Genomic DNA, 23,112 nt, shown 5'->3' with positions numbered 1-23,112 from the left:
TCAACACTCTCCTTTATAATGAATAGCTCTCAAATAAAATGTAATCGACTGATTTACAAATTCTTCAGAACTCATCGTACCTGAGGATACCAGGGTCTTATAAATCAGGGGATCAAAGCTTTGCATGAGCTGCAGAGCTAGGAAGTGAGAGGAGGCCGTTGTTTGAAAGACGTTGTTTCTTGTTCCTTCTTTTATGACTTGTTCAAAAATGGAGATAATCTTTTCCTGCATTAATGTGAGTTCAGAATGGTGATCTTCATTGAAAATCGCTCCCATATCAGGAAAGCTAGCCAACACAAAATGGAAGAAGTCACTGTTAAAGCCTGTCTCAATGAAAGAGACAACCTTCCTATGCTCAGAAAGGCTGCTGTCCTTTATCTTTTCCATAGAATTTAAAAAGCTGTCGATTTTAGGCTTTACAATGGAGAAGACTAATTGCTCTTTAGATTGGTAATGCGAATACAAGGTTCCTTTTGCTATATCCAGTTTCTCTGATAGATCACTCATTTTCACTTGATGATACCCATGAACGTTAATGAGTTCTTCAGCTGCTTCTAGAATTCGTTCGTTTCTTTTATTGAATTTTTTCGACATTCTTTCAGACATATGGTATCTCCTTTTTTGACTTTCTGGTCAAAAATGACTTATAAGTCATTTTAGTGTGAAATGATCCTGTTGTCAATAATCACTGGTTCTATTGAATCGGACTGAGGGTGTTGTAAGCAGGCGAGAGGCAGGTCTCCTGTTGCTGCGTACTGCCTTATGAAATACAAAAAATCCGAATGATGATGAACCTTGCATCATCGTTCGGATTTTATAAAACTTTTCAAGCTGATTTTTAAATTTTTAGAAGCGACGTTTCTTCTGTATTCTTCACAACATCTCGTAAATAGCGAAGCAGGTCCTCACGCAGGTCTTCACGCTGCAGCGCAAACTCGATCGTCGTCGTCACAAAGCCAAGCTTTTCGCCGACATCATAGCGGCTGCCTTCCAGGTTATAAGCATAGACTGATTGCTGCTGGTTTAATTTCTGAATGGCATCGGTCAGCTGAATTTCTCCTCCGGCTCCAATCTCGTGTTCATCTAAGTAAGTGAAAATTTCAGGTGTAAGAATGTAGCGCCCGATAATGGCCAGGTTGGATGGCGCGGTTCCCTGAGCCGGTTTTTCAACAAAGTTCCGAACCTGGTACTGTCTTCCGTCTTGTGAAAGAGGATCAATGATGCCGTAACGATGCGTTTCATCCATCGCTACGGATTGCACACCGATCACGGAGGAATGAGTTTTTTCATAAATATTCATCAACTGCCTTACTCCTGGAGTATTACTTTGTACCAGATCATCTCCTAGAAGAACGGCAAACGGTTCATTTCCGATAAAGTTTCGCGCACACCAGACCGCATGCCCGAGGCCTTTCGGTTCTTTCTGGCGAATGTAATGAATGTCGGCAAGGTTTGTGGAATAGCGTACTTTATCAAGCAGCTCAAGCTTACCTTTCTCCATTAAGTTGCGTTCAAGCTCCGGAGCAATGTCGAAATGGTCTTCTATGGATCGCTTTCCTTTGCCGGTGACGATGATGATCTCTTCAATTCCAGAGGCAATGGCTTCTTCTACAATGTATTGGATGGTAGGCTTATCCACGATCGGCAGCATTTCCTTAGGCTGGGCTTTCGTTGCTGGTAGAAAACGAGTGCCGAATCCGGCAGCAGGGATAATCGCTTTTCTTATTTTCATAGGTACTCCTCCTCTGAAATTTATAAAAAAGAACAGCAGCGTCACGGTTGGAAGCAGATCAAGCGGAATGTCTGCCTCTCAGCGTCCAGATTTGGTAAAGCATGGCCACAGAAGTGAAGACGGTTAAATAGGTGAGGATCGTCCAGCCGGTTTTTAAATAAGGATACATGACCGTTTGTACAGGTGCGCTTGTTAAAAAGGCGTGCTGGTCAATGCAGAAATAAGTGACTAGGGCGATAAACAGGATGACGGCGATCACTCCTTCTGTCAGCTTACTACGAGTGGTGCCTCTTTCCGCACTGTACTGAATCGCCCAGCCATCCTTCTTATTTGCGGATAACTTACCGAGCCAGACGTTGGTGAAGGTAATTAAATTCACCCATAAATAGATTTCGGGACTAATGAGTAAGACGGCTAAAATGACATCGATCGTTCGGTGCATCGGTGTTTTCAGTGCAAGAATGGTGTTCAGAATAGAAGCCAGTACGACTGGTGTCAGCCAGATCCACGACCAGTGGAACTGATCCGTCGCAACAGATATAGCGATTAATGAGATTAATAAGAAACGAATAGCCAAGTCAACAAGTGATTTAAATTGCGAACGCCATATTTTTCCGCGATGTTTAGATTTCACTCCGATATTGCTATTGGTAAGTAGTTCAACGGTCCCCGACTGCCATTTGTTACGCTGCTGTCGGAAGGTATGGTAGGATCTCATCGCATCTACAAAACAGCGGGCAGTTGGACTGATTAACGTTTTCCATTTCTTTTGAATCTGCCAGGTTAACAGCATATCCTCTACGTCACTTTCATCCTGCCAAGGACCGTCTAATTTATTTTCTTCGATAATATCCTGCAAAGCTTCCGGCCGGAACAGCGTCGCCTGACCGCCTAATACATAGGTGCTTCCGCCGCTGTACTGGAGATTTAACAGCCAGCTTGCCATATCCTGCTTCTGCTGGTGGGTCCACCAACGGGTGATCGGTCCGCCATACTGTCCGCTGGCAAGCATTTCTTCATAATGAACATCGTCCTTCGATAGCAGGCTTCTCTTCTTCGGCATTCTCATCGTGTATTTTGCCATTACGCCGCCAATGTTCCGTGAACTCATCAGACCTTCCCACAGCTGCGTTAAGGCATCAGGTGCGAGACGGCTGTCGGCATCCATCCCGAGTACGGCTTTGACAGAGGTTTTGTAATACTCCTGGAAGACGGTGAGTCGTTTATCATAGAGGTCTAGAGGATCTCCATAGATGCTTTTCCAGGCAGAATTTAACGCGCCGACTTTTCGTTGTTTATTGTTCTCTGTAGTGAGCACTTTCAATTTTAAATTGAATTCTTCTCCTGCCGCTAATGCCACTTCTTCTGTCCGGTCCGAACAGTTGTCGGCGATGACAATAACATCAAGCTCTACATCCCTCGGCAAGGTCTGATCTCCTAGTCCTGCTAAACAATCTCGTATTGATTTCTCTTCATTGTGTGCGGGAATAAAGGCCACAATTCTTGGTTTCATATACGAGTGCCTGACGCCGGAAACATGCAATCCTGGCGGGGCAGAGACAGCTTCATTATTTGGGATTGTTATCACATTTTCCAATTTTCACCCTCCAAATCATAAGGTTTGACCGCTCAACCTCATCCACTAACTTAGTTATAAAGAAATGTTAAGGTTCCATTGTCTGCTCCTTTCGTACTAACAATAAATCGAATGTATCGTTCTTTTTATCGAACTGATAACCAGATTATATGGGAAAAATGGTTCCTTGAAAAATCTCATAAACTGTCTTTTTTGCGTTATAAAGAACAAATATTGTGAATTTTCATGGATTATCTCGTCTTTTCTTATCTTTTTATATTTTATAAAGATTTATTTGTTCTGTATAATGAATTTACGATCATGACTGAATGAGAAGGAGAAGGGATATGGTAGGAAAGAAGATCAAGCAGCTAAGGAAGAATAAAGGCTACTCCATCTCAAAGCTTGCCGAGATGGCCGATGTGTCAAAATCGTATATAAGTGAAATTGAACGAGGGGTACAGACTAATCCTTCTCTACAGGTAATCAATAAAATCTCGCAATCACTGGATACGAGTCTTGAGAATTTATTAGACCACACAACAAATCATGTGGATCAAACAGAGGAGCTGGATAGGGAGTGGATCGAGCTGTTAAAGGAAGCCATTGAGGATGGGCTGGAGAAGGAGGAACTGAAGACATGTATCAGCTATATTAAGTACCATAAATTTTCAAAGAATCAGCACGAGTCCTAGTGTTTACTAGGGATCTGGTTCATGAAACAACAGCTTCATAGACACTAAAAAACCCGAACCAATGGAACGTCATTGGTTCGGGTTTTCTGATCAATTCGCTTATTGGTAATTAATGATCGCCGGGTTAGGATCAAGCTTTAATACGTCTTCCGGTGTCATGACAGGCTGGTCTTTCTTGTAGAAGATTTTAAATGCGCCATATTGTACCGGATCATTTTTGACAAATTTGCGGTAAAGCGACATTTTCGTAGAATCAGGGCCATAGCCGTCAAAGTTTAACGCTACCTCCACATTATCAGCGGGTTTGATGGCCTTTTTATTGACCAGCGCTTTATCAGTGAACTGGTGGACGAGGACAATTTTATCCGGCAGGTTATTTTCTTTAACAAGCTTGGATACATAGTTGACGGCTTTCTGTACTTCAGCTCCGTCGACGGAACCAAGGTTAATGCCAGGCGTTTCACCTTCCGCTACGTGAAACTCGGTGTCAATGGCCACGTGCACGTAAGGAAGCTTCAGCCATTTCTCAAGCAGCTTCACTTGATGCAGAACTGAATCGGTACCAAGCTGCACGTCGAGCATAAGCAGGGCATCATTTTTCTTCGCTAGTGCTGCATATTCATCCAGGTCATCTTTAGAAGTCATGTGATAATACTTCCCTTCCGGACCTGGGTTCCGCTGAGCAATGGTTGAAATCAGCTCAATGGTCGGAATAGCTGGGTGGGATGGATCTGCATCCGAATAGGCCTGCGTCTGCTTCTTCAGCTTCTTCATTAAGGCATCAGGTTCCATTTCTCCTAGAATTCCCATTTGGGTGGAATGAGGGTTGCCGTAATAAGCGACTAGGCGATGGTCTTTCAGCGGGCCGTTCGTTTTATCTGTTTTCCCTTTCATCAAGGTCTGCCCAACAGGGATGCTTCGCGTGCGGTCTCCTCCGTGTGCTTCCACCTTAGGCATCTTCTTCAAATCTTCCTCGGCCATGGTTTCTTTTAGAGGCTTGGCATCCTCAGAGGGCTGCAGCGCTTTGTAAGGCTGTGGCCGCTTCTCAGGTTGATCTTTTTCTTTCTCTTTGTCTTGATCATCTTTAGAATCTGAGTCTTTCTTCGAGTCCTTCTGGTTCCCGTCCTTATCTTCGGACTGCTTGTCTTTACTGTCGTCCTGGTCCGCCGTCGTTGAAGCTGAATCGGAACAAGCAGCCAGCAGAGAGATCAGCACAACAACCGCCAATAGAGTTACTATTTTTTTCAAAATGTTCACTTCCTTATGTATGGTTTTGAATGTATGAAACTATATATATCCCAGCATTCATCAGCTTTCTAATAGTCTTCTATAGAAAAAAACTGCCATTATATTTTAACACATAATGCCAGCATTCGAGCTTTTTTTATTAAAAAATAATGTAAAATACTAGAAATTAATTCTGGATTGGAAATTCAGACTTAAAAGCCTTATCAATAAGGAATAGAAAAGAATTTCTTAATCCATTTCTGTTAGTATAAAAGTATTAATCTACAGCGAAAAGGAGAGGTTTGAATGGATACTCAAGTATCTGCAAAAATGAAGATACGAAAGCCGGCGAATGAAGTTTTTGAAGCGTTTGTTGACCCTGAGAAAATCGGCAATTTCTGGTTCTCCAGGAGCTCTGAACGATGGCAGCAAGGGAAGACGGTTACCTTGAGGTATGACAAATATGATGCTGAAGGGAACATATCGGTTTTAGAAATAGAGGAAAATAAGAAAATCGTGTTTTCGTGGGGCGGAAATGGCCAGGAAACTGTTGTTACCATTACGCTGAAACCGTTGAATCATTCGACCGTTATAGAAGTAATCGAATCTGGTTTGCAGGAAGATGATCCTGACATAGCAAGCAAAATGATGGGGCAAAAAGAGGGCTGGGTCTATACGTTAACTTGTTTAAAGGGATACTTGGAAAACGGTGTGAATACTTTAAGAGCCTCATTAATTCATTAAAGAAGCGAAGCAAATGATTAATGGAGAATGCTTTCCATCGTCTTAATGGCCGTCTGCCTCTTCCTGACCTCCGTCTTCTATGAGAAAAGAGAGTTAAGAGTGCAGCCAACCAGCCTCGTCTCTAATCAAGAGAAGAGGCTTTTTGCATTCTTTTTAAAAAAAATAAATTTCTCCCATCACTTTCCCCGTATGAATCGTTATCTAAAGGAAGAGCTTAAAAGAAGCAGCTTGGATCAAAGCCAGTTACAGGTCTATTCGTGAGACGTTGTCTTTTTTTCTAGATGGTTTCATTCTTTTAATCGTCTAGGGTTTCGGGAAACGCCGAGACTCCTGTGGGAGATGAGTAACAGGTGAGGCCCCGCAAGCCTGAAGGGCTGAGGAGACTCAGCGTACGCCCGCGGAAAGCGAGGTGTTTCCCGAAACCCGTAGAAGGAACCGATCCTAAATTTGAAAAGTGGGTGGTAGAAATGGAAGTGAGTGATCTATATGAATCGTTAAAGCAGGATGTGGATCGCTTCGCTTACTCGATTGCCCGCCATGAACAGGAAGGCAAGGACCTGGTCCAGGATGCCTGGGAAAAGTCATTAAAGGAAGACGAGCTTCTCGACCTTCCCCGTCACAAACAGAAGGCCTGGTTTTATCGAGTGATGAAGAATAAACTGATCGATCTGCGTAGAAAGGATCAGCGCTTATCCCAATGGGAGGAAAAGATGGACCTCCCCGTTCACGATTTTCCTTACCAGCATCTTGAGATGACCGAGCTGTTGTCCCATTTATCAGAAGAACTGAGTGATATCGTCTTTAAGCGGTACTGGGTCGGACTATCCAGTAAAGAAATCGGGGAACAGCTCGGGCTGCCGGCTTCGACGATTCGGTTCAAGCTTCAGCTTTCGATCAAGCAATTACGAAAATACTTGGAGGAGGAGAAACGATGAAACAACGAATTGGCAATATTGGAAGGTTAAATTTAATGCATGCAACAGAGGAAAGTGTGAAGGCGATCGAACGAGTGAATAATATTGGTACGGTCTATTACCGTAAGGAAACGGCTCACTTGTTACCGTTATTGAATGCGGGTAATATTGGAAGTTGTCAGGAGATCCCCGATGGATACCATTTTACAAAGGGGACGTTATTTGTCGATGCGGACTACTTGAAATCCATTACGGAGCCGTTAAAATTATTTGCCACCAATGACGTTGTGATTGATGAAGAAGTAACAGCGGAACAGCTGAAACAATCGCAGCTTCAATTGCGAGTGAACGGTCAGGTGTACACGCCTGCTCATCTAGCAGGTGCAGCCGCCGGTTTCATCTCGGAAGGTACCACAGAATTAAAAACGTATGAAGGGGCTCAATTCCGCTTCGAAAAAGGAGAGTTCCGCTTAACGAATGCTTTTCTTAAAACCGCAGCGAAACCAATCTATTTAGTCGCCAAAGGGATGGTCCGTTTCGCGCCAGATCTGGATATGGAATTATTGAAAGATAAATTGTACCGTTTAGACGTGAAAGGAGTGCTTTCGCTGTATGAAAGTCAAGAACCCTACTTTCACCAAAAAGCAGGATCATTGATCGGCAGCCAAATAGAAGTGATTCCTGATGGCTATCAAGTGATCGAGCAGACGCTCCGTTTGAACAGCAGATCGATCCGCCGCTTCCGAGGAGGCAAGCTGTATACGACTGCCCCCGTCTTGATCGACGCCGATGTTACGAGAGAAGCCCTATCTGAAGCCCTTCATTCGATCCACTCTCATTCGATCATCGTCTGTCATGAAGATGTGGAGGACCTCATTTATGAATGTGCGCCACTGCTGGAAACCGAGGTGCTCTCCTATCAGCATTCCTTCATTTATATCGAAGACGAAGAACTTTGGACCAACGATCAGCTTAAAGCCCTCGAGCAGCCCGCACATTTTATAGTAGACGGTCAGCTGAGGTTCGCGGAAGATGTTCAGCCTAAAATAGTGGAAACGCAGATTGCTGCTCTGGATAACCTGGAAGAAGTGATCGTGCCGCAGACTTCACTAAAAGGCAGTCTGCAAAAGGTTCTCCGTGTTAATAAAGGGATGATTGAGACAGATGGTGGGAATAAAAAGGAATCAAATTTAAACAATTTAGGCGAGCTTACTCTATAAGCTAAATATAGAAACCCGAGGTACACGCGGACTGTGTGCCTCGGGTTTTTCTATTGAATGGCCCATTCCATTCTATTGGTTAATATGTTTCTGGTTAATTCGCCAGTCAAGTTAAATACTTGCAAGTTAAATTCAGGCTCTTTTTGACCAGAAAACTCCTTCCAGGACTCAGCTATATATTTTAAATCCTCTGCACTTATTAAGGCGATATCCGTATCTTCTTCAGAGAAAGCTTTTAACTTCTGAGCTTTGGATATAGATTCATTCGTATAATCGGAAGTAATAATAAGAAATAGCGTGACCCGCATAGGTTCTGTTCTGATATAACCCAGGAACTGGTCAAAATGACTATCTGGAAAATTATAAGGGTTTTCTACACTTTTATTATCCCAAAGAATTACTTCTTTTTGATTGTATTGTAATTTCCCATCCGCATGTTTAGACCCCTTCATGTCAACTAAATCTATCCCGAACTTCTTTTCAAAGATATATTGAGTGGCTTCTTCGAATTTGTGTTCTACGTCAAGATCTTTATCAATTATTTTATTAATTCTTAGCGATTTATAATTCCTGCTTGCTAGTTCTTCATAAAAGTCATAAAGGCGAGACCTGGAATCTGTAGGGTCAGAATCAGAGATTGAAGCTAAATTCTCATAGTAATCAATGATATTCTTAATCTTCTCTTCCTTAGTTCCACTTATTTTGGCACCATCTAAATTTCGTAGTACTTCTTTTAACTCAGTGTTGCTTAAGAAGTTAAGAGCGCTGGTAGGGAGAATGTTATGTTTAATAATCCTGTCAATTAAGGAATTCTTAGTACCGCTCATGCTAAGACCTAAAGGGGAGAGAATACTTTTTAATTGGGCAACATTTAAGTCAGTTAGTAAGCTGAGATAAGTTTCCTTTCGTAGCTCACTGCCTAACTCGTACCTTACTACTCTAGCTATTTCATGTGGAATAATGTAATACGCTTCATTATCTTTAAAACGTAAAATGATTCCTCTGGACTGTAAATCCTTCAATGATTTCTCTACTTGTCTTAAACTATGTAATTTATTTCCTTTTTGAGGAAACCTTCCTACCTTGCTTTCTATAAGATAGTGATCTCGATTACTAAGTCCTAATTCAGTTTTTAATACATTTAGCATGTTGATCTCATGAGCGTTAAGCGAATCATCCTTCTTCCATGCCGCCACAAGAACAGCAGTATAAATCCTAAGTGCTTCTTCAGGAATCGAAGTTTTTATAAACTCTTCATCCTCACTTTCCTTTAGGATCTGTTTTTCAAGGTCCTCTACACAAGCGAATAATTCATTTTCAGAAAGTGTATATCCCTCGTTTTCCATCAATGACATTAGGATCATTTCATTAACTAATGCAATATCTCGATCAGCTTCCAAAAAATCTAGATTTAATTTTACTCTATCGCTATTTTGAAATTCATCGATATTTTTAAGGATGACCTCTCTCATTTCTTCTTCACTTTTAAGTCTTACATCTTTCAAAAAACTATCAACTATTCTGGACAAATAAAGTTTTGACATCTTAGGAAGTACTTCTTCCATTTTCATCAACTACACCTCTTTCTTTATTGATAATGCTACGGTCACATTGCTTATTACCTATTTTACCTTATTTTTGGTAATTTAACTAATAAACCAATGAATATTCAGACTATTCATCTTGGTTTTAATTATTAAACACTTGAGAAGCAAGGGAGAAGCTTTGATATTAAATTTCATCTGTATCAGTATTTTCTCCAGAATCAATGCACTTTTTGTCTGCAATTTATTGTGCTCATCTTAGTAAGATTGTGCACCTTTAATGCAGTGATCATGTGTAAAGAGATGCTTTCTATATAAAAACAATTAAGGTATTAAAAATCTAAAATAACTTAAGCTGGTGGTGAATAACCATATAGAGATGTGGATGGACTAGTTAAAGTGAGGGAAACAAATGGATGATATGTATCCCGTTTTAGAAGCAATCACTCCCTCCTGCCAAAATCCAATGGTCCTTGCTACGGTTATTAAAGTGGAAGGATCGGCTTATAAGAAGGCGGGAGCAGCGATGTTATTAAGAGCAAATCAATCAAGAGTAGGAATGTTAACGGCAGGATGCTTGGAAGAAGACCTTACCGCCAGGGCAGGACTAGTCTGGGCGAGCGGAGAATCCTGTACCGTCCGCTACGACATGAGGGATGAAGATGATTTGTCCTGGGGGCAAGGAGCAGGCTGCATCGGAGTAATCACGCTGTTATTAGAGCCGGTAATCGGCAAGACTTTGCAGCATTTATTAACGCTGAAGAACTGCTTAGACAAGAAACAAACGGTAACGCGAGTCAAACGCTTCACCCGGGAACTGGTTCCCCGTGAAGAGATGTATGTTGTGGAGGATGGTTCAGTATTTGGTGATGATTATCCTGATTGGAATTTAGATGATTTCAAGGAAACAATGAACAATTATCCATTTAAAAAAGGGCTCGTCTCAGCAGGAAATTCCACTGATCTGTATTTTGTTCACCCGGTCGTTCCCCGGCCGCATGTGTATGTATTTGGAGCCGGTGAAGATGCACGGCCGCTAGTTTCATTAGCGGCACGCGTGGGGTTTGGTGTGTCGGTCATCGACTGGCGGCCGGGGTTATGCGCAAGGGATTATTTTCCCGATGCTGCGCAGCTGCTCGTGGAGATGCCGGCAGAAGCGATACCCAAGTTATCCTTTACAGAAAAGGATTTCGCCGTTGTGATGACGCATCAATATCAAAAGGATCAGCTCATTCTTCAAGAGCTGCAAAAGAAAAAGCTATTCTATCTTGGTGTACTAGGACCGAGAAACCGCACCGAACGATTATTAGGAATGGAAAACGTTCCACCCGCTATTCATTCTCCCATTGGACTTTCTATTGGAGCGGCCGGGCCGGAGGAGATTGCCGTCAGTATTGTGGGCGAGATGATCCAGAGGATACGGAAGGCACAGGCATGAAAATGATCGGAATTTACCTTGCCGCAGGAAGAAGCAGCCGGATGGGGTTCGATAAGCGTTATTTGCCATTCAATCATGAGCCATTAGGAAGTATTGCTTTAAAGAAAGCTTTGCGTTCTAAGCTGGATCATACGCTGGTAGTCGTGCGCCGAGGGGAGACATTCGGATGGTTGGACTCCTCATTTTTCTGCGATTCTTTCCGCTCTCAATGGAGTCCTGTTGTATGTGAGCACGCAAGTCAGGGACAGTCCTTCTCGCTGAAAAGCGGTGTGATCCGGGCGGTCGAAGAGGGAGGCGATGCCGTGATAATTCTACTTGCGGACCAGCCTTTCATTTCTACGGTCTTTATCAATCATTTAATTGATGCCTATGCCGCTGAAAGAGAAACGGCTGCTTATATAGCGGCTGGAAATAATGGCGTCCCTATGCCGCCGCTTCTGATTTCAGGATCCTGCTTTCCTTATCTCCATCAGTTAACAGGAGACCAGGGAGCTCGGGGCATTCTGCGAAAAGACTTGGTACATAAAGGCAAAATCATCCCTCAGGATCCGCCGTTTTTTTACGATGTGGACACCTTCGCACAGTATTCAGGATGCACAAGAAAGACAGGGAAGAAGTGATCAAGTGGAGTATATCGGGAAGAGTGTGATTCGCAAGGAAGCACTGGAAAAGGTAACAGGCAAAGCTAAGTACACGAATGATTTTCAAGATACCGGTGAGCTGCATGCCAAAATGGTAACCAGTCCGTATGCACATGCGGCCATCACGTCAATGGATTTTTCAGCGGCGTGGAGCATTCCTGGTGTGGTTGCGATCTTAGGAAATGAACCTTTTCCGCTTGTCGGAGAGGAAATTAAAGACCGGTCACCGATCGCCTACCAAACCGTGCGCTATCACGGGGAGCCGGTGGCCGTAGTCGTGGCAGAAAACCCAATTATAGCGAAACGAGCAGCCGATGCTATCCTGGTTTCCTATGAGCCGCTTCCTGTCGTGAACTCTCCCCGGGATGCTTTTCAACACCCTTCGCGTCTCGTGCATGAGGACCTGGCCAGCTATGAAAAACAAGGGCACGTCTATCCGGTTTCGGATACTAATATTGCCAATCTTACCAAAATCAGAAAAGGAGATCGGGATCAAGGGTTCAAGGAAAGTGAGGTCACTGCGGAGTTCCAGATTACCTTTACTCCGTCGGATCACGCAGCGATGGAAACCCGCTGCTCGATCGTGGAAATTCGCGCGGACGGAACGGTAGTCATCACGACCAGCAGTCAGGCTCCTTTTGCCATAAAGAAATTAATGAAGTGGTATTTCGGGATTGAGCCTGGAAAAGTGATTGTGAAGACACCCTTAGTTGGCGGAGCTTACGGGGGAAAAGCGTCTGTCCAATTAGAGATCATTGCTTATTTAGCATCGAAAGCAGCCGGTGGTCGTCCAGTTAAACTGTTTAATACCCGGGAGGAGGATATGATTACCTCCCCTGTTCATATCGGCCTCGATGCTACGGTAAAGTTAGGAGCGACAAAGGAAGGCGTGTTAAAAGCAGCGGAGATTCAATTTTTATTTGATGGCGGGGCTTATTCTGATAAGGCGGTTGATATCAGCCGGGCTGCAGCGGTCGATTGTACAGGTCCTTACCGAATCGAGCATGTTTGGTGTGACTCCTATTGCATGTACACGCACCATCCTTATGCAGGTGCTTACCGAGGATACAGTCATTCGGAAGTATTATTTGCCTTTGAGCGCACGATGGATGTGCTTGCTGATCAATTAGAAATGGATCCGCTCGAGCTTCGGTTGAAGAATGCGGTTCTACCTGGAGATCTCACGCCCACTCAAGTACGGTTAAACGAAAGTACCGTCGGAAATCTTCCCGCCTGTATTAAACGGTTAGCAGATTTGATGAACTGGAAGGACGGAAGGGTTACCCAGCTGAATGAGCGGACACTGAGGGTGAAAGGAGTCAGTTGCATTTGGAAAACGTCCACCTTCGACACGGATGCCACGTCCGGCGTATTGCTGACCTTTAACTCTGACGGCAGCATCAACCTGATGTCAGGGGTGGTGGAGATTGGAACAGGAACCAAAACGGTGCTGGCTCAAATTTTGGCGGAACAAATGAAAATGGATATCAGCCAGATCCATGTCCTTATGCTCGTAGATACCCAGACTACACCGGAACATTGGAAAACAGTGGGCAGCAGATCCACCTTTATGGCAGGTAGAGCGGTCGTGGAAGCGGCTAAGGATGCGAAACGGAAACTTAAATAGCTTGCTTCAGAAATTTTACGAGCGGAACCGGTGGATATTGAAGTGGCATATGGAAAGGTCTTTCTGCGTGAACATCCGGAAGTGAGTCTTGAGTTGAAGGAGATAGCTTATGGCTATAAATATCCAAACGGAAATACAGTAGGCGGTCAAATCATCGCGAGCGGAAATTATACGTTAACCCGAATGACATATTTAGATCCGGAAACAGGCGCAGGAAAGCCAGGGCCGGAATGGTCGGTTGGCGCTCAAGGAATCGAGCTGGAGCTTGATACCAGGGATCTTACTTATCGCATAATCACAGCTTATACGGTGGTTGACATTGGACGTGTTTTAAATCGCAAAGCCGCTTTAGGACAGATCATGGGGGCGATGAGCATGGGCATTGCCTTCGGAGGGAGGGAAACCTTTGTATTCGATGAGTACGGGCGCGTGTTAAATCCTCAGTTAAGAACCTATCGGCCGCTCCGTTATGGTGAGCAGCCGAACTATGTGGTGGATTTTATTGAAACGCCTCATCAGGCAGCTCCCTATGGGGCAAGAGGTGCAGGAGAACACGGACTGCTGGGGATGCCTGCCGCGTTAGGAAATAGTTTATCTACGGCAATCGGGCGACAATTGCAGCGGTTACCGCTTGTACCCGAGGAATTATGGCGTGTAAAAAAGGAGGGAAAGCGTGCTTCCCTTTAACTTTGACTATCATAAGCCGAGAACGGCAGAAGAAGCCGTAAAGCAATATCAAAATGGGGTGCAGGATGGCAGGAACCCCTGCTACATGTCAGGGGGGACCGAACTGTTGACGCTTGGCCGGATCGGGCTCATGTCCACTGATATCGTGATCGATTTAAAAGGGATTCCTGACTATACTTCCATCACCACCTCTCAGCACGATTACCTTGTGCTGGGGGCTGGGGCGACCTTAACGGCCATTGAGGAAGCAGACGCTTATCCATTATTAAGTCATGCTGTAAGCGAGATCGCTGATCGAACGGCCAGGAATAAGATTACCTTAGCCGGCAATATCTGCGGTCAGATATTTTACCGGGAAGCTGTCCTGCCTTTCTTGCTAGTGGATTGCTCGGCAGGTGTGGCGGGTCCAGAGGGAATGGCCATCCATCCATTCAAAAAAATTTTTCACAACGAAATTCACCTAAATGATGGAGAGTGGCTGTATACGATGATCATCAATAAAGCTGATTTGGACCTGCCTTATTATTGTAAAAAGAGAAGGCAGCAGTGGGATACGGGGTATCCGCTGATTACGTTAGCCGCGGTGAAAAAGGAGCAAAAAATCCGAATGGCGATCAGCGGGTTATGCCCCTTCCCCTTCCGTTCTCTGAATATGGAGAGAGCACTAAACGAATCTCAGCTATCGGCTTTAGAACGAGTGGAAAACGCATTAACTTTCGTCCCTTCGCCCGTTTTATCAGACGTAGAAGGCTCTGCCGATTATCGCTTGTTTACCTTGAGAAATATGGTGCTGGACGCACTCCAGCAGTTGGAGGGGGAACCGAATGGAGCATGATCCGATCTACAGCTTTCTGCTCTCTGTGAATGCAGAAAAGAAAACAGTCACTGAGCGGCCAGCGGATACGCTCTTATACATCCTGCGAGAGAAACTTGGTCTGACCGGTGCCAAACCGGGCTGCTTAAATGGCGATTGCGGAGCCTGCACTGTATTAGTAGACGGTACACCGATGAAATCGTGCCTGATGCTTGCGATAGAAGCAGAGCCTCATGAAATAACAACCATTGAAGGACTGAACGATACATTAATTCAGCAAGCTTTCGTCGAAGAGTTTACCTTTCAATGCGGCTACTGCACTTCAGGATTTCTAATGAACGGGTATGCGTTACTTCAAACGGTTCCAGAAGCAGATGAAACGGTCGTGACTAAGTGGCTGGAGTCCAATATTTGCCGGTGTACCGGATACGCAGAAATCAGCCGGGCGATCCATGGTGTCCTCGAGCGTTTGAAAGAAAAGTAAAACAGCCCCTTCCCCGAGAGTGTGTGCTCGCTGGTGGGGGCTGTTTCATTTTGTAAAGGAATCTTGAATTCGTTTCGCCGGGAAAGCAGTTTTTTGCACAAGTCTCTTAAGAGATCATTTCGACAAAGTGAGCCAGAACGCTAGCGGTAAGTCCCCAAATCACTTTGTCTTCATACAGATAAAAGTATTCCTCAACCTGCCGTGTTCTCCAGTCATAATTCCTGCCTCCAGCAATCAGTTCATAGGGGAAGTCTTCCTCTGGCTGCGCTTGGAAATTTACGTAATGAACGCGAGGTTCCGTCTTCATAAAAAAGGACAGCGGAACCGTAAACACTTCCCTGACTTCCTCAGGATTCGGTTGAATGTCAGCCGCGGGCTTGCTAATGTAACCGGCAAATGGATAAACAATCATTCCGAATGGAGAAACGATATAATCGAGCGGATGCACATCCTCCAGGTCTTCTTCCTGAATCCCTAACTCTTCCGTCGTTTCCCTAATGGCAGCTGCTTTAGCGCTCGGGTCGTCTCCTTCAATTTTGCCGCCTGGAAAACAAATATCGCCGGGCTGCCTTCTCATATGGTGGGACCTTACTTCAAACAGGACGTGAGTTTCGCTATCTTTTTCAATCAAGGGTAAGAGAATCGCAAACTTTTTAAACTCTTTACTGCCCAGAATGACAGGGGTATGGTTTTTCGCTTTATTTAATATCGCTTTCGGATCCATAGCTTCACCTCAAATCTATTATTCTTCTACTATAACAAAGGTTTGGGGATGATTTTGCAAGATTAGCTCATTCATTCCCGGCTTCTTCCTCGCAAAGCCTTGGGTTTTCTATCAATTCGATGTTATTAGAAGTGGGCATCTTAAAGAATAACCGGTTAAGACAAAGCACAGAATGACAGGTTTGGAAGACGAAAGTAGGCTATAATAAACCTAAGGAGCTGAAGCGCTATGACAATGGCAGAGTCGCTGCAGAAGGCCACTATATGGAGGAACATTTGCTAGAGCCGATTACGACTGAAGTTATTGCGCGGCAGTCTAACCTATCGCCTTATCATTTCCAGCGGACGTTTATGATCTTGACTGAGCGCTCAGTTGGGGAATATCTTCGTCACCGGCGATTGACTCTGGCCGCGGAAGAATTGCTTCATTCTCCTGCAAAAGTGATCGACCTGGCAGGTAAATACGGCTACGACACTCCGGAGTCGTTTACGAAAGCGTTTCGCAAGCAGCACGGTGTGACGCCAAGTGAAGCAAGAAAGGGAATGGGGCAGCTGCAATCGTATAATCGAATGGTCATACAATTAACTCTGAAAGGAGCAGATCCAATGAATTATCGAATGGTGGAAAGAGAAGCGTTTCAAGCAATCGGGATCAAACGTCAATTTGTTTGTGCAAAGGAGCCAGGCATCCCTGGTGTAGAGGATTATTGGGCGCAAGCGAACCAGGACGGCACGGCGGAAAAACTTTCTCAGCTGAATGAAGGGGAGATCAAAGGGCTGCTTGGGGTGACCAAGTAATTCAAGTTGTCCTTTAGAATCCTGGATCAACTGTGCTTCTTTATGCCTCTCTTCTCCCCTTTTATCGAGATCTTGTTAAGAATTCGTGTTCATCCTTCTAACTCGACCTAAAACAGTTCCCTGCGTCGGAGTTCTTATCAATGTGACCACTTTACTGAACGGTATACGATTGGCACGTATTTTATGTAGGGTTTTACGTATAATACTACAAGAACTTAACAAGGATGAATATAGAAGAGAGGAGTGCTTCTATGGATAAAGAGCAAGCGAAAAAGTAGATATGGATCTTACCTTTAATTCCAGATATTTCACCTTTCAATTGAACCCCCATTTTTTTCTTAACAATGAAAAATCTATTGATAAAATCAAGGATGAAGAAGACAAAGAACTTTTCCTATCTTTAATAAAAAAATATGTACCTGAAGAAGCTGGGAAGGTAATGTATTTATACACCTTTTCACCTTTGGAATATTCTTTTGAGTTCATCCACCTCTATTAATTACACTTATGTATTCACCGAGACTATTTTAAATAAAATGAGTAAACGACTTGGCTTATATGCAAAAGGATCCAGTCTTCAATCGATCTACTCAAACAATATCGAAAGTATTCGAAATCTTAATACTCAACCTTCAAAAAAGAATACCGTTCATTTTGAAGATTTCAGTCGTGTTATATGGGACGACGTGAAAGCCATAAACTATTTCGTAGTCCCAGAGGATTCGCAAACGAAGTTTCCTCAGTTAACGGCAATTCTGGACTATTGCTATGAACGCAACATCCCCATCCAGTTACTCGCTTATCACAATTTTGGTCTCTCTTTCGATTTCGGAACCAATAACCCTGTTGATCCTGATTTAGGGATCTTCGCAGGCGCTTCTTTAAACGAAGGGTTTGATCTGGATAAGTATATAAGAGGACATATGCTGAAACTAACATCAGAATTTCTCCCTGAAGAAGAGGCTAACGCGACGTACCACATCACTTTCTCTTCTTTAGACGATTCCTTAGGGTTTCGTGTACCTCGATAGAAGAGAAGTTATTGCATCGTTTAGTGTAAAAAAACATTAATTATCTATGATGAGGAAGCGGATGGAAAGAGCGATACCGATTATTCTTTTCTTTAGTAAGGATTTGGTTGATGTGATACTTGTTAAAGTATCACTAAGCATTTATAAATCCGCTCCTCGAGAAAAAATAGAGAAACGGACTTGTACGGCTTATCTTGAAACCAAACCTACTTCTATATCCATAAGGTTAAAAACCAACAATCGTCCATAAAAAAAACCCCTTATAAAAAGGGGCGAAACTACATTGATTCCACTATCTTTCTAACTATATACCAAGGAAGCAAGAGGATGACTATGAATATAACAATCATAACTACGTGCACGGTGAATGCATTTGTAACATATCGATGCACCACAGATTCTATTGAATTTTCAAAGATCATATAAAGAATGAATGAAATAGCCGCAGGGATGTAATTCCTTTTGGCTGTTCCGCGACTGTCTCTCTTCATTTTAGTCCACTCCTTATGTAGAAGTTGAAAGATAGGATTGTTTATTGATTATATATCAAACACCCTCGGCGTTAAAATAAAACACGTAACCACCATAAATCACTTTATAAATGACAGATCTCGCGAGAGAAGGGACTGTGAATGTTTTAAATATCTCTGAACCAACTACAAAAGCAAAGCTTCTCGTTATGGATTGTTTTAAAATCTGAGCCATCCATCCGCCGACTAGAAAAATGGCCGAATTTGCTCCAACATTAAGAATTTTTTTCACAGTAGCTGCACTATAAGAAATCTTTAATCCGTATAAGTGGAATTCATAATCATCTTCGCCGAATTGGACGGTTTCAGGATATTTACATTCCTTATAGAACGCTGGACATTCTTCCAAGTTCGGGAAACTCAAATCATAATCTGGTCCCAAATCTTTGATACCTGGAATATGAAGAAAGTGTCCATTAGTATCGATTGTCGCAGTTGAAAGATTGAGATCAGCTAAATAATCATTAGACTCCTTCATCAAATCTTTAATGATTTGTGCTTTTTCAGTTCCTAATTTATTTTCAAGACTTTGCATATCTTCATCTGATATTTGATAGGAATAGTAGGTAGATAAAGAACCACTTGTCGTAGACTCAGTGGTAGTCCCTAAATCGGTAGAAGCACTTTCCATAGTGGAAAATTTCAGCTTAGGATCAATAGGAGGCAAGTCAGGTCTTGTTTCAGCGTCTCCGTATACTATGTCTCCGCTATTGTCATAAACGTATGGCTGATCAGAATGCTCCAACGTAAGGTATGATTCTGCAAGGTTATATTCTTCTTCTGTTAATCCCAGTGTTTGATGATCTGGATCATCAGCTGCTTTAACGGTCTTTTTCCCATACTGGAAATAACTAAACGTAAATCCAAAAATTAGTACAAAGGACAGGACGGCAGATACATTTCTAACGAGAGTTCTTTTCATTTGACTCTTCCTTAAAATTTAAGTACACCGTAATATACCAATATTTGGAATTAGTTAAACCTCTTTTTTGTAATAAAGACAAATAATTTATAATATTTTGAAAAATTATGATGAAAAACAGAATACCGTCGATTACTGGATTGCAGTTGAACATAACGGAGATGGATCGGCAGAATTTGAGCAGATCGAATTTCCGGCATCCAAATGGGTCGTTTTCGAGGTAAGGGGGCCGATTCCAGAGGCCATCATTGACTCATGGAAGCAGATTTATTCAGAGTGGTTTCCTTCCCACAACGTGGAACCCGCCAGCCTGCCTCCGCTTGAAGTCTATAAGGAAGCAGACTTACGGCGAGCGGATACGTATTCGGAAATCTGGTTTCCGGTTTTATAACGGGGGAAAAGGGCGAAGAATAATCTTCTGCCCTTTTTGCCGTTTATGATGGAGGTTTGTTTGCTTCCTTGATGATCTCCGCATAAAACTCGATAGCGTGAATGTAATTGTCGACACTGACAAACTCGTTCGTGCCGTGCATTCGGTTAAGGTCCTCGGAGGATATTTGCACCGGCAGGAAACGATACGTATCCTTGGCTACTGGATCGTATTGCCGGGCATCTGACCCCGCGAACATCAAATAAGGAGCGATAACCGCGTTCTGATAAACATTCCGTGCCGCTTGCTGAATTGATGAAAAGGAGCGGCTGTTCGTGGAAGAAACTTCGGATGCCTCCGTACCTGAAATGTTCACATGAATGTCCGGAGCATCTATCGTCTCCTCGATAAAGGTTTTTACCTCTTCCATGGAATCGCCAGGCATCAGCCGCAGGTTAATGATGGCCGATGCCTGCTCTGGAAGGGCATTGTACTGTTCGCCGGCATTGAAAATCGTCGGGGCGATGGTCGTCCGGATGAGAGCGGCTGAGGCAGGCTGCTGCAGAAGAATCTTTTCAATTAATGGTTCGAACACAAATTTGTTGGCAAATACGTACCTCATTCCGAAACTCATCTCCGGCGCCACATAGTTAAATAAATCCTCTCCAGGTCCCTTTAGATCGCCTTTAAATTGAGTGTCTTCCAATTTAGCGATCGCTTTGGAGAGCCTTCCAATATTCGTGTGGTTCTTCGGCTGGGAAGAGTGTCCCCCGCTGCCTTCAATCGACAGTTCCGCAGTAGCCGATCCTTTTTCAGAAATGCCGACAACTCCTACAGGCTGATCCACGCCGGGAACCATATCGTTCACAACGGCACCGCCTTCATCAAGCACGAAATCAAAGGTGACGCCCCGTTCTTTGAGCGTGCGGGCAATTACTTGCGCCCCTTGTTCACCGCCGATTTCTTCATCAAATCCGAACATAAAATAAGTATCGCGATCAGGGGTAAATCCCTGGTCGAGCATGGTTTCTGCCGCCTGGAGAATGCCGATCACCCCGATCTTGTCATCCAGCGTTCCGCGGCCCCAAATGTTTCCATTCGTGACTTTGCCGCTGAAGGGGCCTTGCTTCCAGTTGTCTTCCGTACCATCAATGACCGGTACGACATCGTAATGACTCGTCAAACCGATCGCCTTGCGGCTGGCATCGCTCCCTTTCCATTTGAATACAAGCCCATACTGGTTGATTTTCTCGACCTCAAGCTCCTGATAGACACGGGGAAACGCGTCTTCTAGAAAACGGAGGAATTGGTCGTACTCGTTAAAATCAATTTTACTTCGATCCTGATAGGAAATTGTTTGGTATGTAATCGCTTTGGAAAGGTGTTGAACGGCCTCTTGTTTATTCACCTTCAGCTCGTCCGGGTGGGCTACCGGCTGTTTAGAATCGATCCTCACTGTATTGAAAACGGTTACAATAATAAAGATAAAAAGCAGCGATCCCACAATGACCAGCCCAAGCTTCCATTTCTTCATTTCCATCCCCCCAATCGTACTCTCTACTCATTCCCTGTCTCTGCCGGAAAATCCTTTTTCTCCGGGCGGTTTCGGGAGTATCAGGGCAGCAGAAAGAGAATGATGAGAACGAGGAGCAGACTTACCTTCCATTTGGCGTACCGTTTACGCGAGCGAAGGGTCATCACAATCATAAAAAGGAGAAGAGGAATGAGCGCGTATTTTACAGGAAAGGGCAGCAAAGGCATGAGAAAGGAGACAAGCAGTAGATAAGCAACATAAATGAATTCTCGTCCGCTTCCTTGGAAAGCAGCAGACTCTTCTTTTCTATTGGACTTCATACGATTCCCACCTCCGCTTTTTCCCTGATGGTAACATGGAGGATGGAATGATCAAGTCTTTCTCACAGCGTTAGAGTAAAATTAACCCTGTTATGTAAGCGTTTTAATTATGGTAGGATGTAAGTATGTGGAAGTAAAATTATGCCCAACAGAACCTACGAAAATGATGAACTAAAAAGCTATTTATTTGTAAAACTTCTTCAACAATAACCAAGTTTAATAGAAGTAGCAGAGCCCCCTGATTTATCTACTATTCGAGAGAAGCGGAGGAAACAGCTATGAAAAATTTCGGTAACCAGGTCCAGTTTAAAGTCTATCAAAACATGCCCAGCCCCGATCCTAACCGTCTCCCTGTAGTGTACGAAGAATGGGAAGAGCGCGCGAGAGAAGTACTGGAAGAGGGACCCTTCTATTATGTTGCTGGAGGTGCCGGTGGTGAGAGCACCATGCAGGCCAACCTCCAGGCCTTTCAACGCTGGAAAATTGTGCCGCGAATGCTCAGAAACGTGGAGGAACGGGATATATCCATCGAATTATTTGGACAGGGATATTCTTCTCCGTTACTGCTCGCCCCGATTGGCGTTCAGTCGATCATTCACCCCGAAGGAGAAATCGCCGCGGCAAGAGCCTGCGCCGCGATGAAGATTCCGTACATTGCCAGCTCCGCTTCGACCAAACCGATGGAAGAAATAGCGGAATCAATGGGAGATGCTCCTAAATGGTTTCAGCTTTATTGGAATAAGGATCCGGAAGTGACGGCGAGCTTTTTGACCAGGGCAGAGGAAGCTGGGTATTCAGCGATCGTGGTCACTTTAGATACCGCGATGATGGCCTGGCGGGAACAGGATTTGAAAAATGTCTATCTGCCGTTTCTCATTGGTGAAGGGGTAGGTAACTATTTTACAGATCCTGCCTTTTGCTCAAATCTGGAAGAATCTCCGGAAGAGGATCCGGCGGCAGCGATCATGCATTGGACCCAGACGTTTGGCAATCCGAGCTTAACCTGGGAGGACTTGGCATTTTTACGCAAACATACGAGCCTGCCGATTTTGCTGAAGGGAATTTTACACCCGGATGATGCCAAGCTTGCCGTTGAGCATGGGGTCGATGGAATTATTGTTTCCAATCATGGCGGACGTCAAGTAGATGGAGCGATTGGGGCGCTTGAAGCCTTGCCGCAGGTCTGTGAGGCCGTTGAAGGGAAAATACCTGTACTGATGGATAGTGGCATTCGGCGTGGGTCGGACGTGGTTAAAGCCTTAGCTTTAGGAGCCAAAGCAGTCCTGGTCGGGCGTCCGTGCATGTATGGCCTTGCGGTGGCCGGCGAAGAGGGAGTCAGGGAAGTACTCCAAAACATGCTCGCCGATACGGACTTAACGCTGGCCCTTGCAGGAGAGCGGGCGATACGGGAATTGAACCAGTCGAATCTTAAGAAAGATGAATAACCACAATTTAAAGACATAGAGACAAAGGAACTATGGATGACCGCTCCGGAACTACACTCCGCTTTTCGCGGTCGGCTGGTTTGCCTCCTCGTGCTA

Annotated in this window: 22 protein-coding genes and 1 pseudogene; 13 read left to right on the top strand and 10 right to left on the bottom strand. The window is 44.1% G+C overall.

Features of this window, described 5'->3' with window-relative positions; all coding sequences use genetic code 11:
* From Q7A53_RS16705 to Q7A53_RS16695, 3 genes are all read right to left on the bottom strand, one after another.
* Positions 1-606 carry a TetR/AcrR family transcriptional regulator gene (locus Q7A53_RS16705; protein WP_411790329.1) on the bottom strand — a complete coding sequence of 202 codons (606 nt, stop codon included), beginning with the start codon at positions 604-606 and terminating at the stop codon, positions 1-3.
* Positions 607-838: 232 nt separating this feature from the next.
* The gene (galU, locus tag Q7A53_RS16700; protein ID WP_411790328.1) at positions 839-1,732 is read right to left on the bottom strand and encodes a UTP--glucose-1-phosphate uridylyltransferase GalU; all 894 of its coding nucleotides are present in this window, start codon (positions 1,730-1,732) and stop codon (positions 839-841) included.
* A gap of 58 nt (positions 1,733-1,790) precedes the next feature.
* The gene (locus Q7A53_RS16695; protein WP_411790416.1) at positions 1,791-3,245 is read right to left on the bottom strand and encodes a glycosyltransferase family 2 protein; all 1,455 of its coding nucleotides are present in this window, start codon (positions 3,243-3,245) and stop codon (positions 1,791-1,793) included.
* A 410-nt stretch (positions 3,246-3,655) separates the two neighbouring features.
* Here Q7A53_RS16695 and Q7A53_RS16690 point away from each other — a divergent pair, with 410 nt between their 5' ends.
* Positions 3,656-4,003 (top strand): helix-turn-helix domain-containing protein, encoded by a 348-nt coding sequence (locus Q7A53_RS16690; RefSeq protein WP_411790327.1) that lies wholly within the window; start codon positions 3,656-3,658, stop codon positions 4,001-4,003.
* A 99-nt stretch (positions 4,004-4,102) separates the two neighbouring features.
* Here the strand turns inward: Q7A53_RS16690 and Q7A53_RS16685 are convergent, their stop codons facing one another.
* Positions 4,103-5,260, bottom strand: a complete 1,158-nt coding sequence (locus Q7A53_RS16685; RefSeq protein ID WP_411790326.1) for a hypothetical protein — start codon at positions 5,258-5,260, stop codon at positions 4,103-4,105.
* A 276-nt stretch (positions 5,261-5,536) separates the two neighbouring features.
* On the opposite strand from Q7A53_RS16685, the gene Q7A53_RS16680 reads away from it, so the two are divergent.
* The 3 genes from Q7A53_RS16680 to Q7A53_RS16670 all read left to right on the top strand — a co-directional run bounded on the left by Q7A53_RS16680 (position 5,537) and on the right by Q7A53_RS16670 (position 8,108).
* A complete protein-coding gene (locus tag Q7A53_RS16680; RefSeq protein WP_411790325.1) occupies positions 5,537-5,974 on the top strand; it encodes an SRPBCC family protein in 438 nt (145 codons plus the stop codon).
* Between the two features lie 350 nt (positions 5,975-6,324).
* Entirely contained in the window at positions 6,325-6,909 is a 585-nt protein-coding gene (locus Q7A53_RS16675; protein ID WP_411790324.1) for an RNA polymerase sigma factor, read from the top strand.
* Entirely contained in the window at positions 6,906-8,108 is a 1,203-nt protein-coding gene (locus Q7A53_RS16670) for a hypothetical protein (protein ID WP_411790323.1), read from the top strand. The genes Q7A53_RS16675 and Q7A53_RS16670 overlap by 4 nt, the downstream gene beginning before the upstream one ends.
* A 50-nt stretch (positions 8,109-8,158) precedes the next feature.
* Here Q7A53_RS16670 and Q7A53_RS16665 read toward each other — a convergent pair whose 3' ends face one another.
* Entirely contained in the window at positions 8,159-9,679 is a 1,521-nt protein-coding gene (locus tag Q7A53_RS16665) for an SAP domain-containing protein (RefSeq protein ID WP_411790322.1), read from the bottom strand.
* Between the two features lie 385 nt (positions 9,680-10,064).
* Between Q7A53_RS16665 and Q7A53_RS16660 the strand changes: the two genes are divergently transcribed.
* The 5 genes and pseudogenes from Q7A53_RS16660 (at position 10,065) to Q7A53_RS16640 (ending at position 15,343) form a co-directional block, all read left to right on the top strand.
* Positions 10,065-11,090 (top strand): XdhC family protein, encoded by a 1,026-nt coding sequence (locus tag Q7A53_RS16660; protein ID WP_411790321.1) that lies wholly within the window; start codon positions 10,065-10,067, stop codon positions 11,088-11,090.
* Positions 11,087-11,710 (top strand): NTP transferase domain-containing protein, encoded by a 624-nt coding sequence (locus tag Q7A53_RS16655; RefSeq protein ID WP_411790320.1) that lies wholly within the window; start codon positions 11,087-11,089, stop codon positions 11,708-11,710. Before Q7A53_RS16660 ends, Q7A53_RS16655 begins: the two co-directional genes overlap by 4 nt.
* A gap of 4 nt (positions 11,711-11,714) precedes the next feature.
* Positions 11,715-14,045, top strand: a pseudogene (locus tag Q7A53_RS16650) (xanthine dehydrogenase family protein molybdopterin-binding subunit).
* Positions 14,032-14,880 (top strand): FAD binding domain-containing protein, encoded by an 849-nt coding sequence (locus Q7A53_RS16645; protein WP_411790319.1) that lies wholly within the window; start codon positions 14,032-14,034, stop codon positions 14,878-14,880. The pseudogene Q7A53_RS16650 and the gene Q7A53_RS16645 overlap by 14 nt, the downstream one beginning before the upstream one ends.
* The gene (locus Q7A53_RS16640; protein WP_411790318.1) at positions 14,870-15,343 is read left to right on the top strand and encodes a (2Fe-2S)-binding protein; all 474 of its coding nucleotides are present in this window, start codon (positions 14,870-14,872) and stop codon (positions 15,341-15,343) included. The genes Q7A53_RS16645 and Q7A53_RS16640 overlap by 11 nt, the downstream gene beginning before the upstream one ends.
* 106 nt (positions 15,344-15,449) lie before the next feature.
* On the opposite strand, the gene Q7A53_RS16635 is transcribed toward Q7A53_RS16640, so the two are convergent.
* On the bottom strand, positions 15,450-16,067 hold the full coding sequence (locus Q7A53_RS16635) for an NUDIX hydrolase (protein WP_411790317.1): 618 nt from the start codon (positions 16,065-16,067) through the stop codon (positions 15,450-15,452).
* Positions 16,068-16,330: 263 nt separating this feature from the next.
* Between Q7A53_RS16635 and Q7A53_RS16630 the strand changes: the two genes are divergently transcribed.
* A complete protein-coding gene (locus Q7A53_RS16630; protein WP_411790316.1) occupies positions 16,331-16,864 on the top strand; it encodes a helix-turn-helix domain-containing protein in 534 nt (177 codons plus the stop codon).
* Between the two features lie 476 nt (positions 16,865-17,340).
* Entirely contained in the window at positions 17,341-17,895 is a 555-nt protein-coding gene (locus Q7A53_RS16625; RefSeq protein ID WP_411790315.1) for a hypothetical protein, read from the top strand.
* A 278-nt stretch (positions 17,896-18,173) separates the two neighbouring features.
* Here Q7A53_RS16625 and Q7A53_RS16620 read toward each other — a convergent pair whose 3' ends face one another.
* A complete protein-coding gene (locus tag Q7A53_RS16620) occupies positions 18,174-18,386 on the bottom strand; it encodes a hypothetical protein (RefSeq protein ID WP_411790314.1) in 213 nt (70 codons plus the stop codon).
* A gap of 55 nt (positions 18,387-18,441) precedes the next feature.
* Positions 18,442-19,347 carry a hypothetical protein gene (locus Q7A53_RS16615; protein ID WP_411790313.1) on the bottom strand — a complete coding sequence of 302 codons (906 nt, stop codon included), beginning with the start codon at positions 19,345-19,347 and terminating at the stop codon, positions 18,442-18,444.
* 97 nt (positions 19,348-19,444) lie between these two features.
* On the opposite strand from Q7A53_RS16615, the gene Q7A53_RS16610 reads away from it, so the two are divergent.
* Positions 19,445-19,738, top strand: a complete 294-nt coding sequence (locus Q7A53_RS16610; protein WP_411790312.1) for a GyrI-like domain-containing protein — start codon at positions 19,445-19,447, stop codon at positions 19,736-19,738.
* 43 nt (positions 19,739-19,781) lie between these two features.
* Here the strand turns inward: Q7A53_RS16610 and Q7A53_RS16605 are convergent, their stop codons facing one another.
* Entirely contained in the window at positions 19,782-21,251 is a 1,470-nt protein-coding gene (locus Q7A53_RS16605; protein WP_411790311.1) for a M20 family peptidase, read from the bottom strand.
* An 80-nt stretch (positions 21,252-21,331) separates the two neighbouring features.
* Positions 21,332-21,571: a hypothetical protein gene (locus tag Q7A53_RS16600; RefSeq protein ID WP_411790310.1), complete on the bottom strand. Its 240-nt coding sequence runs from the start codon at positions 21,569-21,571 to the stop codon at positions 21,332-21,334.
* 278 nt (positions 21,572-21,849) lie between these two features.
* Between Q7A53_RS16600 and Q7A53_RS16595 the strand changes: the two genes are divergently transcribed.
* On the top strand, positions 21,850-23,016 hold the full coding sequence (locus Q7A53_RS16595) for a lactate 2-monooxygenase (RefSeq protein WP_411790309.1): 1,167 nt from the start codon (positions 21,850-21,852) through the stop codon (positions 23,014-23,016).
* Positions 23,017-23,112: the final 96 nt, after the last annotated feature.

The sequence above is a fragment of the Halobacillus rhizosphaerae genome, assembly GCF_046719735.1.
GTDB lineage: Bacteria > Bacillota > Bacilli > Bacillales > Halobacillaceae > Halobacillus_B > Halobacillus_B rhizosphaerae.
The sequence above is the reverse complement of the archived record's forward strand: the minus strand, read 5'-3'. Positions and strand labels throughout refer to the sequence as shown.